Source organism: Gelidibacter pelagius (genome assembly GCF_017581925.1).
GTDB classification, from domain to species: domain Bacteria; phylum Bacteroidota; class Bacteroidia; order Flavobacteriales; family Flavobacteriaceae; genus Gelidibacter; species Gelidibacter pelagius.
In genome coordinates, this window is the sequence record NZ_JAGEVG010000013.1 from 106,023 (window position 1) to 121,953 (window position 15,931).

The following is a 15,931-nucleotide window of genomic DNA, read 5'->3' on the forward strand; positions in this document are numbered from 1 at the left end:
TTTATTAATTACCCGCTTCCCATTCGGTATGAAAAGTGCCTTCTTTTCCTATGAGTTCATAGGTGTGCGATCCGAAATAATCACGTTGTGCCTGAATGAGATTCGCAGGCATCTCTTCACTTCTGAAATTATCAAAATAGCCTAAAGCAGCAGCGAATGCTGGTACGGCAATCCCGTTGCGGGCGGCCTCCGAAACGACGGTTCGAATTCCTGGAATGCTTTCAACGAGATTTTGATGAATGGCATCGTCTATAAACAAATGCTTCAATTTTGAATTCTTTTGATAGGCTGTATAAATATCTTCTAAAAACTCTGATCGGATAATACAGCCGCCACGCCATATTTTTGCAATCAAATCGAGATTGAGCTTGTAATCATATTCCTCATTGGCACGGTAGAGGAGATGCATTCCCTGTGCGTAAGCAGAAACCATGGCAAAATAAAAGGCTTGTTCAAGCTTGATGACGTGGTCATCATTTTTGTTGTCATATTGGAAATCTTCAGAATCCGGATATATTTTAGAGGCTTTGGTTCGCAAATCCTTGTACTTAGAAAGATCGCGCATCGACACGGCAATATCAATTATGGGGATGGGAAGATTGAGGTCCATCGCTGCCTGTGATGTCCATTTACCCGTACCTTTTGACTTCGCCTCATCTTTGATATCATCGAGTAACAGATGGTCTGAACCTTTCTTCTTGAAGGCAAGGATATCGCGGGTAATTTCTATGAGGTAAGATTGTAATCGGCCTTCGTTCCATTTTTTAAAGATGCTGTATATGGCCTCAGGCTTCATATGCAAGCCGTTTTTTAAAACTTCATAGGTTTCAGATATCAACTGCATGATGGCATATTCAATGCCATTGTGCACCATTTTTACAAAATGCCCTGCTGATCGTTCTCCCATATAGGCAACGGTGGGATCGCCTTTGACCTGCGCAGCAATCTTAGTGAGAATGGGTTTTACAATTTCATAAGCATTTTGATCGCCTCCAGGCATCATACTCGGGCCTCGACGTGCACCTTCTTCACCGCCCGATACGCCCATTCCGATAAAATGATAGCCTTGTTTCTCCAAATCCTTAAACCGGCGATCAGTGTCTATGAAATGTGAATTGCCACCATCGATGATGATGTCTCCTTTTTCAAGAACCTCGAGGAGTTCTTCAATAACACCATCGACAATTTTACCTGCGGGAACGAGCAGCATGACAACTTTTGGCGAAGACAGACTATCGATAAAATCGTTCATATCTGTAAAACCTTGAATGGCGTCAGGGTTTAATTTATTGAGTGCTGCTACTTTATCAGCGCTGATATCGTAACCTGCGCATTTATAACCGTGATCGGCAATGTTTTGTAAAAGATTGGAACCCATGGTGCCAAGTCCAATCATTCCGAATGCGTTTTTATGTTCTGTGTTCATTATCATGTTTTTAAATTTTCAAGAATCTGTTTTGTGTTTTCAAAATCCTCATGAAGAATAGCATGGATGCCTTGTTTTTTAGCCGCATCGACCAACATGGGCCGATCATCAAAGTAAAGACATTCCTTTGGATTTAACCGTGTGATTTCCAAAGCTGTTTGATAAATACGAGGATCTGGTTTTCGAAATCCAAGATAGCAGGATGAAAAAAAGCCATTAAAGACGTCGTGAAGCTTGAATTTTTCTATACGATAATCATTGAGCTCCATACTCTCGTTATTTAGTGCGAAAATGGGCAATGACGTTTGTTTTTTCCATGATTTCACCCAAGATAACATTTCTGGAAGTTCTACGGATTGTTCGTACATGAATTGTTTGAAATCATCCTTCGTGAAATCGTGCGATTGGTTAAAGAGTACCGTATCGAGATATTCATCTAAAGAGATGCTCCCAATCTCAAACACATTGTAAATGAAATGGTGCAAGATGTCCATCTCCTCATAATCAAATCCAAAGACTTTTGCCGCTTTTTGACGCGATTCATGTCCCCAACCATTGGTAAGCAATACGCCACCGATATCCATAAAAACCACTCTTATTTTCGAGCCCTCAAAATCGACCATTGCTTTAGCTTTTTTTTCGGTTTTGATCGGCAATACTTTTGAGTAATTGTTCGTAGGCCTTGTTGAATTTTTCTATGCCTTCGTTTTCTAACCTTTGGGTAATCGTATCGATATCAATGCCTAAATTCTTTAAGTCATCCATCGCCTTATTTGCGCTATCGATGTCATTGGTTATAGTATCGGCTACCTTGCCATGATCGCGAAAAGCATCTATGGTTTCCATGGGTAGGGTGTTAATGGTATCTTTTCCAATTAATGGCTCTACATATTTGACGTCACTGAACGAAGGGTCTTTGGCACTGGTACTTGCCCAAAGCACGCGTTGGGTTTGTGCGCCTTTTGCGGCAAGTTTTTTATAACGATCGCTCGCAATCATGTCGAGATAGATTTGATAGGCTTTTTTTGCAGAAGCAATAGCGATTTCTCCAACCAGATGATTGGCGTTTTTTTCCTTCAGCATCGGATCGACCATGACATCAATTCGGCTCAGAAAGAAACTCGCTACAGAAGCGACGTCCTTTATGGAATGTCCTTCATTGAGCCTGTCTTCAAGTCCGCCCATAAAAGCTTCGGTGATTTCCCGATAGCGTGGAAGCCCAAAAAGAAGCGTCACATTAATGTTGATTCCTTCCCGCAAACATTCTCGGATGGCAGGCAGACCTTGTTTTGTCCCCGGAATCTTTATCATGACGTTTTTTCGATTCACCTTTTTCCATAGCTCACGAGCCTGTTCAATGGTGCCGTCGGTATCCAGAGCGAGATATGGAGATACTTCTAAACTTACGAAGCCATCTTTTCCTTCCGTTTTATCGAACACGGGTTTAAAAATATCTGCTGCTCTTTGAATATCGGCAATGGCCATATCGAAAAAAATGGCAGAATTGTTATCTTCATTTTTTGAGAGCTTGGCAATGTCATCATCATAGTCAGCGCTTCCGCTAATCGCTTTTTCGAAAATGGAAGGGTTTGAGGTCAATCCGCGCAGGTCATCGTCATCAATTAAATTTTGCAATTTACCAGAATTCATAATCTCGCGATCAAGTAAATCAAGCCAGATGCTCTGACCGTGTTGTTGTATTTTATTTAAAGGGTTCATATTGTGGAAATATTTATTATTGTTATTATATATTGTTTATCCGTTTTTAGTCATAAGAATGAAAAACTTTAAATACAAGCCAATTTTTTGTTTGCCCCACCCTAAAGGGAGCAAAAAATCTCAAATGATTAATTAATTTGAGAATAAGCCACCTTTTAGTCCTGATAGCTATCGGGAGGGTCAAGGCCTATTCAGATTTTAAATCAGAAATCTCAATTTTTTAGGATTGATTTCGGATATACTATTTATTGTTTTTAAAGCCAGAATAGAGTTGACCATTATTCGTTAATCAACAATCAAACAATCAACAATCATCAATCATCAATCTCAAATCCTAATCCCTCTCCTCCATTTTCTGAATTTTCTGCAATCGCCTAACATGTCTTTCTGCGCCGATGAAATTTGCCTTTAAAAATGCCAAAACAAATTCTTCTGCACTGGCATATCCTGTAATCCGACCCCCGAGGCAAATCAGGTTCATATCATCATCTTCAACACCTTGATGCGCCGAAAAATGCTCTGTGATCAATGCAGCTCTCACGCCCGAAACTTTGTTGGCTGCAATACAGGCACCGACGCCGCTTCCGCAAATGGCGATACCCCGAAAAACTTCTCCAGCAGCTACTGCTTTGGCCAATGGAATGACGAAGTCGGGATAATCGTCGGTGTTGTCCAATACGTTTGCGCCAAAATCTACGGGCATGAATTGGTTTTCAATGAGAAAGGGTTTTATCTTTTCTTTGAGTTCAAAACCGCCGTGATCGGCACAGATTCCTATTTTTTTATGGGATTTTTTTTGCATTGTATTTTGTTTTTCAACTTTTCACTTTTTAACCGCGTAGGACGCTAGGTGTTTGCGCCAAGGTCGCTATGAAGCGAGTGTGACCTGGAGAAATATACTTTTACGAATTAGGCTGTTGTCCTTTTGAGGTTATATATCAATTTCAGTATTTATTTTATTTCTTATCAGAAAACAAATCCTTCGCTCTTTTTACGACGTTTTCTACAGAAAAACCATAGTCTTTCATGACTTCATCTCCAGGTGCCGATTCGCCGAATCTGTCGATACCGATCACTTCGCCATCGTCGGTGGTATATTTCAGCCATCCCACGGGAGATCCGGCTTCTACTGCCAGTCGTTTTCGAATGTTTTTAGGCAAAACCTTTTCGCGGTAAGCGGCGCTTTGTTTATCAAATAAACGCCAGCAAGGCATGCTCACCACACGCGCTTGAATGTTGCTTTTTTTCAACTGCTCCTGTGCTTCTAAGATCAAATGGACTTCGGAACCTGTGGCGATCAAGATCATATCGGGGTCATCATCGGAATCCGAAAGAATATAGGCGCCTTTTTCTAATTCTTTAGCATTAGTATATTTGTTCTGGTCAAGGATAGGAATGCCTTGTCGCGTTAAAACAATGGCTACGGGTCCATCGGTGTGATGTATCGCAACACGCCACGCTTGTGCGGTTTCGTTGGCATCTGCAGGACGGATGACGGTCATGTTTGGCACCGTACGGAGTCCGATCAATTGCTCAACCGGTTGATGAGTGGTACCATCTTCGCCTAAACCAATACTGTCGTGGGTAAAGACCATAATCGGACGGATGTTCATAATGGCGGCCAGTCGTAATGGAGGTCGCATATAATCGGAGAAAATCAAAAATGTCGCCCCGTAGGGGATGAGGTAATTGCTGAGGGCCATGCCGTTGAGTACGGCACCCATGGCATGTTCGCGAATTCCAAAATGGAAGTTGCGTCCGTCAGGGTGTTTTGCCGAAAAGGATGGGTAAGCATCGAGATTCGTATCGGTAGAAGGTGCTAAATCGGCTGAGCCCCCAATCAATTGCGGCAAAGATTCTGCGATGGCATTCAGGGTTTTGCCAGAAGCTTTCCGGGTTGCCATTTTCTTACCCGGTGCAAATGTAGGAAGTTTGGATTCCCATCCGTCGGGTAATTTTCCAGCGCTGATGGTTTCATATTCCTTGTCAAGATCGGGGTGTCGTTTTTTGTAGTCTTTATAAAGTGTGTTCCAATCTTTCTCGTTTTCTGCGGATTTCTGAGCCGCTTTGTGGTAAAAGTCCAATACTTCCTCCGGAACAATGAAGTTTTTGTCTGGATCAAATCCGAAGACTTTTTTGACCAAGCGAACTTCCTCTTCGCCCAATGGCGAGCCGTGTGCTGCCGCAGTACCGTGTTTATTCGGACTTCCGTAACCGATAATACTGTTCACAATGATCAGTGAGGGACGATTGATTTCATTTTGGGCGTTTTTTGTCGCTTTAGTAATGGCATCCAAATCGTTGATATCCGTAACTTTTTGAACATGCCAACCATAAGCTTCGAAGCGTTTGGCCACATCTTCGTCAAATGCGAGGTCGGTGTCACCTTCAATGGTAATATGGTTGCTGTCGTAGAAATAGATCATATTGCCCAATCCGAGGTGTCCGGCAAGGGAAGCAGCTTCTGACGAAACGCCTTCCATCACATCGCCGTCGCTGCAGATGGCATAGATTTTATAATCGAATATGTTGAAATCGGGCTGATTGTAACGTGCTGCCATATATCTTTCTGCAATAGCCATTCCCACGCCATTGGCGAATCCCTGACCCAAAGGTCCGGTGGTGACTTCAATGCCAGGCATCAGGCCATATTCGGGATGGCCAGCAGTAATGCTATGCAGTTGTCTGAAGTTTTTAAGGTCCTTAAGGGTGACGTTATAGCCGGTTAAGTACAAATAACTGTATTGTAACATACAGGCATGTCCGCACGAAAGGATAAACCGATCGCGATTTGACCATTCCGGGTTTTTGGGATTATAGTGCATGATTTCCGACCAAAGCACGTGACCTAATGGCGATAGCGCCATAGGGGTGCCGGGATGTCCCGAATTTGCTTTCTGAACGGCATCGGCCGATAGTACTCTAACAGTGTCAATACATTTTTGAATGGTATTTTTAGTTTTCATGGACTTTTAATGCATTTATTCTAACCGTTGGGTTTTAATAACCCGCGACGGTTCTTGATTTTTTGTGATATGTTCATTGACGGATCAGGAGTTGTGATGATAATGATTTAGAATTATTGGCTTATGCTCTGTTTTCACTATTTCGTTCATCCAAAGCCTTAATCATGTCGTCGGAAATGGTCTCACTGGAAACTCCATAGCCATTAATCAAAACGCCTTTTAGATGATGTTTTGATGACGAAATTGCAAATACAATAGCTTCATCGCCAGGATCAGAAGGTCCTTCAAAGCGGTAATGCTTATCTACGATAAATTCGCCCGGAAATAGTTTTGTCTCCGTACCCTTACAAACAAGATGGGTTGGTTTTAAATTCAGATGTTTGGTATATCCTCTTTCATTCAGCAAATTCGTCACTTCTGAAAGTGTCGTCATGCTACCTAAAAGGGAGTTAAATTCTTTAGTGTTCATAGTCTGCTGTTTTAAATGATTATCTAAAGTCCCACAATTGGTTTTCATAGGCTGCAGATTCATGATTTTCTCACTGTTGATTTTTGGATCATCTTTGAATCTAAAATCGTCATCACTCTTCCATAGATGATTTATATTCGCCACGTCTTGCTGCGGCACTAAGTTTTGCCCGATGATAAAGTAACTTTTGTGCTATTTCCACATTGGCATCTTTTCCTTTCCAAGCCTCTAAACAGGGTTGCTGAATGGCTCTTGCAAAAGAAAACGCAACGATCCATGGCAGATGGTCTTTATAGTCTTTATTGATGGCATGCAAATGTTGAGATGCTTGTTGTGGCGATTGTCCGCCCGATAAAAATGCAATGGCGGGAACGGCCGCAGGAACCGCAGATAGAAAGCATTTCACGGTGGCTGCAGCGACTTCATCGATACTGTTTTTATCACTACATTCTTTTCCAGGAAGTACCATGTTCGGTTTTAGAATAATACCTTGGAGGTCAACACGAAAGTAATACAACGCCTCAAAAAGAGCTTTCAATGCGTGTTCCGTGACTTCATAACAACGCTGTAAAGAGTGATTGCCATCCATCAATACTTCGGGCTCTACAATAGGAACCAAACCTGCTTCTTGGCATAAAGCGGCATACCTTGCCAAGGCATGTGCATTGGCATCAATACATGTTTTTGTAGGGATGCCATCCCCAATTGTGATGACGGCACGCCATTTGGCAAAACGGGCACCCATGTTTCTATAGTCGACCAATCGTTCTCGCAACCCATCTAAACCCTCGGTTATCTTTTCGTTGGGAAAGCCTGCCAAAGCTTTGGCACCCATATCTACTTTTATTCCTGGTATAATTCCAGCATTCATCAGTACGGAAGCCATTGGCTCCCCATTTTTTGTTTGCTGTCTGATAGTTTCGTCATACAAAATGGCACCACCGATACTTTCGTTCAGTCCTGCTGTCGTGGCGATGAGTTCTCTGTATTTACGTCGCATCTCAACGGTTTGTGGAATTCCATTTGCTGAAAAACGTTTGTCAATAGTGGGCGTGCTTTCATCCATGGCAAGGATGCCTTTCCCGTTGGCAAATAATTGCTCGATCGTGTTTTTTAGAAGTTTCGTATGCATAATATTGAGTTAGATTTCACCGTATTAAAGATAGAAATCAATTCTCAGGAAAGTTTATACAATCTGATGTATAACTTACATTATTCTCACTTGATGCATCTATTCAGGGGAAAGATTTGAGAGTGTTTTGCCAACTAAAGCAGACCTGTTTATAAGGCTTTTAACTGCGCAATGGTCTGGATTGGATTTTCGGATTTAAAAATTGAACTACCTGATACCAGCAAGTCAGCACCCACGGCAATAAGCTTTGGAGCATTGGTTAAGTCCACACCACCGTCTATTCCGATGATTGTTTTGGCGCCACTTCTCTCAATCAAATTTCGTGCGAGTTCAATTTTTCGATAGGTAGGTTCTATGAGCTTTTGTCCACCAAAACCAGGATTTACTGACATAATAAGCAGTTGGTCAATCTCCAGAATAATGGCTTCGAGATTGTTGATTGCGGTATGCGGATTGATAGCGACGCCTGCTTGCATTTCTGCTTTTTTAATAGCGAGAAGCGTGTTGTGTAAATGCGTGCAGGCTTCTAAGTGAACGATTAAAGTATCAGCACCAGCCTCTTTAAACCGACTGATATACCGCTCTGGTTGTATGATCATTAAATGGACATCCAACGGTTTTGACGCATACTTTTTTATAGCCTTGAGTACGGGAAAACCAAAGGACATATTGGGAACAAAAACACCATCCATAATATCAACATGAATGCGGTCTGCATCGCTGTTGTTGAGCATTTCAATGTCTTTTGCCAGATGGGCAAAATCTCCGGATAAAATTGAAGGTGCGATAAGGGTTGACATTTGGAATAGTTTTTCACAAGGTAAAAAAAAAGAGCTTACAAGTCGTTGATATTTAGCATAAATCGCCACCAATACGAAGGTGGGAATGCTGTAACTCTTCTTCAATGCTTTGTAATACAATTTTGATGAAAATGCCGCAACTTTACTCTATGGTTTGATAAAAAAAGAACCCCATTTATTAGCCTAAACAATACCCAAGCTAAAATCTAATCTCCCATGGCAAAAAAGCTCAATCAACTGGAAGCTACTGCTATTTGCGGTAATGACATCAGTTCCTCTTGCCTTTACGTGTCGGCCTTGGCAATTGTTTATGCCGGCCAATACGCTTGGATCTCACTTTTAATGGTGGCCACGGTATTGTTCTTCTTTAGAAAAATATATGGTGAGGTTGTGGGGGCTTTGCCCTTAAATGGTGGAGCCTACAATGCTTTGTTGAATACGACCAAGAAATCCACGGCCTCACTTGCCGCATCGTTGACGGTTTTGTCCTATATGGCAACGGCTGTGATTTCAGGAAGCGAGGCTGTAAAATACGCACATAGTATTTGGACGGTAATCCCCGTACTTCCAGTCACTATTGCTTTGCTATTGGTATTTATGGGCTTGGTCATATTGGGAATCGGTGAATCTTCAAAAGTAGCGATGATCATTTTTCTTTTTCATTTATTATCATTGATCGTCCTTTGCAGCTTTTGTCTTATTTATTTTGTGGAAAGCGGTACAGAAACACTGGTCTCAAATTTCAAATTACCAATAGAAGGAAGTATTTTCAGTGCTTTGTTTTTGGGGTTTTCGGCAGCAATGCTGGGGATAAGTGGTTTTGAGAGCTCTGCCAATTACGTTGAAGAACAGCAGAAAGGTGTTTTTCCGAAAACCTTACGGAATATGTGGATTGTGGTTACGGTATTCAATCCGTTGATTGCCTTTTTGGCCTTAGCGATTATTCCTATCAGTACCGTGGTGGATTATCGGGATGCTCTACTTTCTGTCATGGGATCAACGGCTGGTGGCAATTGGCTTTCATTGCTTATCGGAATTGACGCTGCCTTGGTCTTGAGTGGCGCCGTACTGACCTCCTTTGTTGGTGTGGGTGGGTTAATGAAACGAATGGCTTTAGATAGAATCTTACCGAAATTCCTTCTAATAACGAATAGAAAAGGAAGTAATTATTTGATTTTCATTGCATTTTTTGCCTTATGTGTATCCATTTTATTGGTCACCAAAGGCGATTTGGCAAAACTCGCAGGTGTTTATACCATTGCCTTTCTGTCCGTAATGATTTTATTCGGAATTGGAAATCTACTCTTAAAACTTAATCGCTCCCGCTTGCCAAGACCAGAAAAATCCAGCTGGCTTGGTTTGTTTATTGGAATTTTTGCGGTGTTTGCCGCTATAATAGGCAACGTGATTTTAAATCCCCATTATTTGGCCATTTTTATGGAGTATTTAATTCCGACCCTTATCATCGTGTTTTTTATGTTGTATAGAGTCCGTATTTACAAATTGATCTTGATCATGCTGGAATTTGCTTTTCCAGAAAAGGGCCTTGTATTTAAAAAATTGAATCGAAAAACCAAACAGTTGCTCGATAGTGTCAATAAACAGCAATTTGTGTTTTTTACCAATCATGATAATATAGTGACCTTGAATATTGTGATTTTGTACATCATTAATAACGAAGCCGCCAGAAGACTCAAAATCGTATCGGTTTTGGAGGCGGGAGAGATTGCCAACGTCAAACTTAAAGCGGATATAGAAACCTTAAATAGAGCATATCCCAACATCAATGTGGAGTTTATTGAAGAACCTGGAACCTTTGGTCCTGAGAAAATAAAAGAGTTATCAAAACGTTGGAAAATCCCAACCAACTTTATGTTTATCGGTTCGCCAGGGGAAGGATTTCCATATAAAATTGAGGAATTGGGAGAAGTACGACTTATTATTTAGCAAGTTCCTAAGTGATTTCAGATTGCATATGAGAATATTAATTGTACAGAAAGTAAATATTTACTTAATTTCCACCATTGGGATTTGATACCCCGAGGTTCTTGATTTCTCTTGCAAGGATTAATGTCCCCGAATTTAATCGAAAATAAAAATCTTTAGATTAATAACTCCGATTTATTATGGTTTATATAAGTATTATGATTGTGATCCTGATATTTGGAATTCATTTCTATCGAAAATCCAAACGGCAGACCGTCCAGCCTTTTCCTGAGCATTGGCGCCAATTGTTAACGGAAAACGTTCTTTATTATAGAAAGCTTCCTAAAGATAAACAACTTGTTTTTGAACAAAGAATGATGACGTTTTTGAGTGAGGTTTATATAGATAGCGTGCAGATGGAGATAGAAGAATTAGACAAGGTTTTAATTGCCGCAAGTGCAGTAATTCCAGTTTTTGGCTTTAAAGAATGGCATTATACTAATTTAAGTGGGATTCTTTTATATCCGGATAACTTTAATGAGGACATGCAATTTAGCGGTAAGGCTGACGATCGCCATATCGGGGGAGTCGTCGGAAACGGACGTTTTGAAAAACAAATGATCCTATCCAAGAAAGCATTATATCACGGTTTTAAGAATTCGACTGATAAAAGTAATACTGCAATCCATGAATTTGTACATCTTATTGATAAGTTGGATGATAGGACAGATGGTGTGCCGGAACGATTATTAGAGCATCAATATACGATACCGTGGTTAAATTTAATCCACAAAGAAATGGAGGCGATAAATGACAATAAATCTGATATTCGAAAATATGGAGGCACAAACCAGGCAGAGTTTTTTGCGGTAGCTTCAGAATACTTTTTTGAGCGTCCAGATTTACTTAAAAGAAAGCATCCCGATCTTTATAAAATGTTGGTTAAATGTTTTAATCAACCACAAGGCGTTGGGAAAAACACATCAATTAATAAATGAATTTATTATCATTATTATTGACGTTCCCCATCTGAGATTCTCTACATAACAATTAGCATTTTCAGCCTCTCCATAGATTATTTCCATTATTCCACCAGTGGGTTATAGTACCCAGAGGCTTGCCTGGATCGAAACGATAATTTCCTATTCATACCTCGTGGGCTTTCCCGCTCGTGCCGGTCGGACAGGCCCCGAGATTCTTGATTTGATCTTGGCAGAACTTATTATAGTTGGTTGAAATAACCAATCCATTGTCTTATTGTTGATTTACTTGCTAAACACGTCCTAAATTGCGAGTTTTGCAAGTTATAAAAACACTATAAAGCAGAGTTTTATGGAACATGAACAATTTATTTTCTGCCTGGAAGCCATTCCAGATGTCGATTCCGTCCATAATACCGAAGTCGTTAAAATCTTAGAGGAAATTGCACTGCAACAAGATATAGCAAGTATTTATAAGGCCTGCGATACCATTGAAGGGTTGGAGGAGAGCTTGAACGCACTGCTATATGACGATCATAACTTTAAAGATTATGAAATTATCTACCTCGTCATGCCAGGAGAGGCTAACAATATAATGCTGAATGATTATTATTACAGTATTGAGGAAATAGCCGAAATTTTTGAAGGGAAAATGAAAGGTAAGGTGATCCATTTTTCAAATGATAAGATTTTGGATTTATCAGAGGAAGAATCGCAGTACTTTCTCGATGTTACCGGTGCACGCGCTATTTCAGGGTATGGGCGAGAGATAAGAGAGATTCCAAGTTATAGAACCTTAGATCGTGCGTATTTTAGTTTATATCAAGAAAATGATGATCTAATGGAAGTGGTGGAAGAACTTTTCAAAAAGCATTATGACCTCTGTAAATTACTTGACTTCAGATTGTATTATTAAAGCATGTCCAAGTTTGCTCTTAAATAGCCCGAGGTTCTTGATTCTCATGAATAATAAGTATTTGGATGTTCATTTTACTAATGAAAACTCAAGAGAAATCAATCACTACACAAATCCCATTCACTAGGTTACAATAGTCCGAAAGGTCAAATTAATTCTCGGGGTTGTAATTTTTTTGGTAGGAGGTAAGCGGTGTAGCCAATTGGACTGCGTACTGCCTTTCATGAGCAATAAACTTCCATTTTCCAACACCACGGATACCGTTTGTTTTGTGACTTTATGTTTGAATGCAAATTTTCGAGCTGCGCCTAAACTTAACGAACCTATGGCGCCATTCTTTTTTAAATCCTTTTCATCATCGCTATGCCAAGACATGCCTTCTTCTCCAGTATGGTATAGATTAAGCAAACAGGAGTTAAAGCGTTCTCCTGATTGGTTTTCGATAATCTGCTTTAGTTCCAGAAGTTCTTTGGTCCATGGTAAAGCGGATTTGGTGGTTTTGGAATAGGTATAAAGAAATGGTTCATCGCCATACCAGGCTACTTTGCGTTTTGTGACCATCAGTTTTCCGAAAATGATCGCCTGGTCATTTTGCCATAGAATGTTTTTCAGTAATTGATCGAAATAATGATTGGCGCTTTTAGAATCAAAGATACTTCCATAATAGTGGACGTCTCCATCAAAGGGTAGGATATTCGATATGGGCGAGTTGTTGAATAAGTCCATTCTTAATGATTTTTCATTTATTGTTGCTCCGACACGGCCAATTTCGAATTGTATACAAAACTTAGATAGCTTCTACATATCACATTCGTTCGCTTCAGTACAACTTAAAAAACGAGACCTATGGCCACTCCAAAATTAAGTCCAAATCCAGTTATATTTTCATCTTCTCTTTCAAAAGATTCATCCGTATCTCCAAAAACAAAACTTGGCCCCGCGTACGGATTTATGGAAATACTTTGTGCTACTAAAAACTGATACCCTAACAACGCCCGGACATTATATAGTTCCAAGTCTCTCTGCTTTAATCGTTCTGTGTATAAAGCTTCAGTGTCGCCGTCTTCATCAGGCTGCTGTTCAAGAGCAGAAAAGCGTTCTTTGAATTTTATATACTGGATTGACGGTCCTATATAAAACCCTTTTGGTGCTTTATGGTCTCTCATATAATGTCTGTAATCCAAATTCACTGAAATGGTTTCTTTACGATGATGGGTATCTCGTGGATTATTCAAGGTCTTGCCAAAAAAATCAGAGTATAATTCCTGAAAATCATTGAGGTCGTGGTTATTTGTTTTACCTATTCCGAATCCAAGTTGGATTGTTGATCTGTCACTTAGGACACGCTCATATTGCACATCGTAAATATTCGAAATGAGCAATAGCGAATTTATTTTTATAACATTTTTCTTAGACTCCTGGGCGTATTTTGTACTCGAGAACAAAAAAACGATGACAATAAAAAAGAACTTCTTCATGGCTCGATTGTTTATTTAACAGTTGTTTACAGGTACTTTCATTAATTATTAAGTCGATATTTACTCTAAGATAGAAAAAAATATTTTACTTTTTGAAATGAATGCGGACAGGGTAAATTCTTCAACACAAAAACAAAAGCTTATAGGGTCGCAGTTCAAGAGCGTCAAGAACATAGAATTCCTTGTTTATAAATAAACAACTATTTTTTCCGAAAACACAACATTTAGGATTGATCCTAAAGTGCACCAATAAAACTGTTTTGCCCAAATGATAAAGGCAATGGTTTTCACATAAAACGTTCCATAAAATCACTTTTAAATGCCCTTCCAACGGGGACTTTTATATCGTTTTCAAGAACGATTTGGTTTCCTGAAACTTTATTGATTTTGGTAGTATTGATGATATAGGACTTGTGTATTCTCATGAATTTATGTCGTGGAAGAAAATCTTCCCAATACCGTAAGGATTCCGACGAGAGGTGTTTCTTATTCGATAGGTGTATCTCTGTGTAATCAGAATCTACCATTATAAAAATAATATCATCTGTCCTTATCCTTATATAATCGTAACCACTTTTAATATAGATTTCCTCGGAATGGGTTTTACTTTCAGTTTCAGCTTGGTGGTGTTGTAAACCTGAAGTATTTGCAGCTTTTATATCAGGTTGCATACTTAATTTTGAAATCGCTTGGATAAACCGTTGAAATGAGAAAGGTTTTAATAAATAATCAACCACATTCAATTCGTAACTTTCTAAGGCGTATTCTGAAAATGCTGTCGTTAAGATGACTTGGGGCGGATTTGGAAGCGTTTTTAAGAAATCAATCCCGGATAATTTTGGTAAATGGATGTCCAAAAACATGACATCTATCTTTTCTGAATTCAAGACTTGCATGGCTTCCAATGCATCGGTATAGGTGCCTACTAAATTTAGCGTACCCATATCTTCAATATATTTTTTTAAAATGCGTTGCGCTGGCATTTGGTCTTCTATGATGATGCAGTTCATATGACTTGGGTTTTACTTAAATCGATGGTCAGGTCAACAATGTAAAGGTTATTTTTAGTGTCAATTTTTAGAGTATGACATTTCGGATAAATCAATTCCAAACGTTTTCTGACATTTTCCAAGCCTATTCCGTTATCCAGACTTTGGGTGTTGCTCTGTTTCAAATACGTATTGTGGCAGATAAAATGTAGAATTCCATTTTCGCAAACTTTAATGTCAATAAAAATAGAAATATTTTTGGACTGACTTGAAACGCTATGTTTAAACGCATTTTCGATAAATACTGAAAGTATCAAGGGCGCTATTCTATAATTGGATGGTATATTGCCAATTTCAAAAGTAACCTCTCCACGTCCTTCCACTTGAAGTTTGCTCAACATAACATAGTTTTCAATATGTTCCATTTCTTTTTTAAGCGGGACAAATGGAGCTTGACATTCATACAGCATATAACGTAAAACCGAAGAAAGCTCTAAAATAATTTCGGGTGTTTTGGGCGATTGTTCAACGGCATGGGCATACAGATTGTTCATATTGTTAAACAGAAAATGAGGATTGATCTGCGATTTAAGAAATTGCAATTCGCTTTCCTTGACCGAATTCCTCAATTCAATGACCTCCTGTTGTTTAGTTAAGGCATCCCACGCAAATTTAAAACCCACCAAAATTGTAATGGTTGGCATCGTACTCAATAAATTATAAAATACACCCAAGAATTTTCTTCCTCTCGTGTCTGGATAAAAGATTTGCTCTAAAAATGCTTCTTCCACAAAAATTACTAAAGCAATAGTCACAAGCGTGTAAATGGCAAATTCCAAATATCTGTTATGATAAAGAAAGCGCGGCAATAAGGCATAATTGATAATGAGTGCCGCTAGTGCATAGTTGAGGAAGAAATAAATTTGGTAGAATTCGATTCCTGGTAAGCGTCTGTCAAACCCAAAAAAAACAAATACCAAAACATTTAGAATGATCTGAAAGACAAGCTCCTTTAAATTTAGATGTGATGTGGACATTTTAAAAGTTATTTCATAAAAGTAAGTAATTCATAGGATTATAGCTTAACGAAACGCATCATCAACCATCTGAACACCGCAAACAGCATAATT

General features: G+C 39.4%; 15 protein-coding genes. 3 read left to right on the top strand and 12 right to left on the bottom strand.

Translation table 11 applies throughout. The annotated features are described in order from the left end of the window. Positions 1 to 4 precede the first annotated feature (4 nt). The 8 genes from gndA to rpe form a co-directional block, all read right to left on the bottom strand. On the bottom strand, positions 5 to 1,426 hold the full coding sequence (gene gndA, locus J4051_RS12115; protein WP_208234136.1) for an NADP-dependent phosphogluconate dehydrogenase: 1,422 nt from the start codon (positions 1,424 to 1,426) through the stop codon (positions 5 to 7). A 2-nt stretch (positions 1,427 to 1,428) separates the two neighbouring features. Next, a complete protein-coding gene (locus J4051_RS12120; protein ID WP_208234137.1) occupies positions 1,429 to 2,049 on the bottom strand; it encodes an HAD family hydrolase in 621 nt (206 codons plus the stop codon). Between the two features lie 4 nt (positions 2,050 to 2,053). Then, positions 2,054 to 3,145, bottom strand: a complete 1,092-nt coding sequence (tal, locus tag J4051_RS12125; protein ID WP_208234138.1) for a transaldolase — start codon at positions 3,143 to 3,145, stop codon at positions 2,054 to 2,056. A 334-nt stretch (positions 3,146 to 3,479) separates the two neighbouring features. After that, positions 3,480 to 3,947: an RpiB/LacA/LacB family sugar-phosphate isomerase gene (locus J4051_RS12130; protein ID WP_208234139.1), complete on the bottom strand. Its 468-nt coding sequence runs from the start codon at positions 3,945 to 3,947 to the stop codon at positions 3,480 to 3,482. A gap of 154 nt (positions 3,948 to 4,101) precedes the next feature. Beyond that, a complete protein-coding gene (tkt, locus tag J4051_RS12135; protein WP_208234140.1) occupies positions 4,102 to 6,111 on the bottom strand; it encodes a transketolase in 2,010 nt (669 codons plus the stop codon). A 121-nt stretch (positions 6,112 to 6,232) separates the two neighbouring features. Beyond that, the gene (locus J4051_RS12140) at positions 6,233 to 6,580 is read right to left on the bottom strand and encodes a phosphoribosylpyrophosphate synthetase (protein WP_208234141.1); all 348 of its coding nucleotides are present in this window, start codon (positions 6,578 to 6,580) and stop codon (positions 6,233 to 6,235) included. Between the two features lie 112 nt (positions 6,581 to 6,692). Further along, the gene (locus J4051_RS12145) at positions 6,693 to 7,712 is read right to left on the bottom strand and encodes a class I fructose-bisphosphate aldolase (RefSeq protein ID WP_208234142.1); all 1,020 of its coding nucleotides are present in this window, start codon (positions 7,710 to 7,712) and stop codon (positions 6,693 to 6,695) included. A gap of 149 nt (positions 7,713 to 7,861) precedes the next feature. Then, entirely contained in the window at positions 7,862 to 8,512 is a 651-nt protein-coding gene (gene rpe, locus J4051_RS12150) for a ribulose-phosphate 3-epimerase (protein ID WP_208234143.1), read from the bottom strand. A gap of 216 nt (positions 8,513 to 8,728) precedes the next feature. Here rpe and J4051_RS12155 point away from each other — a divergent pair, with 216 nt between their 5' ends. The 3 genes from J4051_RS12155 (at position 8,729) to J4051_RS12165 (ending at position 12,334) form a co-directional block, all read left to right on the top strand. Further along, the gene (locus J4051_RS12155) at positions 8,729 to 10,459 is read left to right on the top strand and encodes an APC family permease (protein WP_208234144.1); all 1,731 of its coding nucleotides are present in this window, start codon (positions 8,729 to 8,731) and stop codon (positions 10,457 to 10,459) included. Between the two features lie 179 nt (positions 10,460 to 10,638). Further along, a complete protein-coding gene (locus J4051_RS12160; RefSeq protein WP_208234145.1) occupies positions 10,639 to 11,436 on the top strand; it encodes a M90 family metallopeptidase in 798 nt (265 codons plus the stop codon). 334 nt (positions 11,437 to 11,770) lie between these two features. Next, the gene (locus J4051_RS12165) at positions 11,771 to 12,334 is read left to right on the top strand and encodes a DUF6642 family protein (protein ID WP_208234146.1); all 564 of its coding nucleotides are present in this window, start codon (positions 11,771 to 11,773) and stop codon (positions 12,332 to 12,334) included. A gap of 123 nt (positions 12,335 to 12,457) precedes the next feature. Here J4051_RS12165 and J4051_RS12170 read toward each other — a convergent pair whose 3' ends face one another. The 4 genes from J4051_RS12170 to J4051_RS12185 all read right to left on the bottom strand — a co-directional run bounded on the left by J4051_RS12170 (position 12,458) and on the right by J4051_RS12185 (position 15,838). Then, on the bottom strand, positions 12,458 to 13,060 hold the full coding sequence (locus J4051_RS12170) for an alpha-ketoglutarate-dependent dioxygenase AlkB family protein (protein WP_208234147.1): 603 nt from the start codon (positions 13,058 to 13,060) through the stop codon (positions 12,458 to 12,460). Positions 13,061 to 13,164: 104 nt separating this feature from the next. After that, complete coding sequence (locus tag J4051_RS12175; protein WP_208234148.1) at positions 13,165 to 13,812, bottom strand: hypothetical protein; 648 nt, start codon at positions 13,810 to 13,812, stop codon at positions 13,165 to 13,167. Positions 13,813 to 14,099: 287 nt separating this feature from the next. Next, on the bottom strand, positions 14,100 to 14,822 hold the full coding sequence (locus J4051_RS12180; protein WP_208234149.1) for a LytR/AlgR family response regulator transcription factor: 723 nt from the start codon (positions 14,820 to 14,822) through the stop codon (positions 14,100 to 14,102). Continuing rightward, positions 14,819 to 15,838, bottom strand: a complete 1,020-nt coding sequence (locus J4051_RS12185) for a sensor histidine kinase (RefSeq protein ID WP_208234150.1) — start codon at positions 15,836 to 15,838, stop codon at positions 14,819 to 14,821. Before J4051_RS12185 ends, J4051_RS12180 begins: the two co-directional genes overlap by 4 nt. Positions 15,839 to 15,931 lie beyond the last annotated feature (93 nt).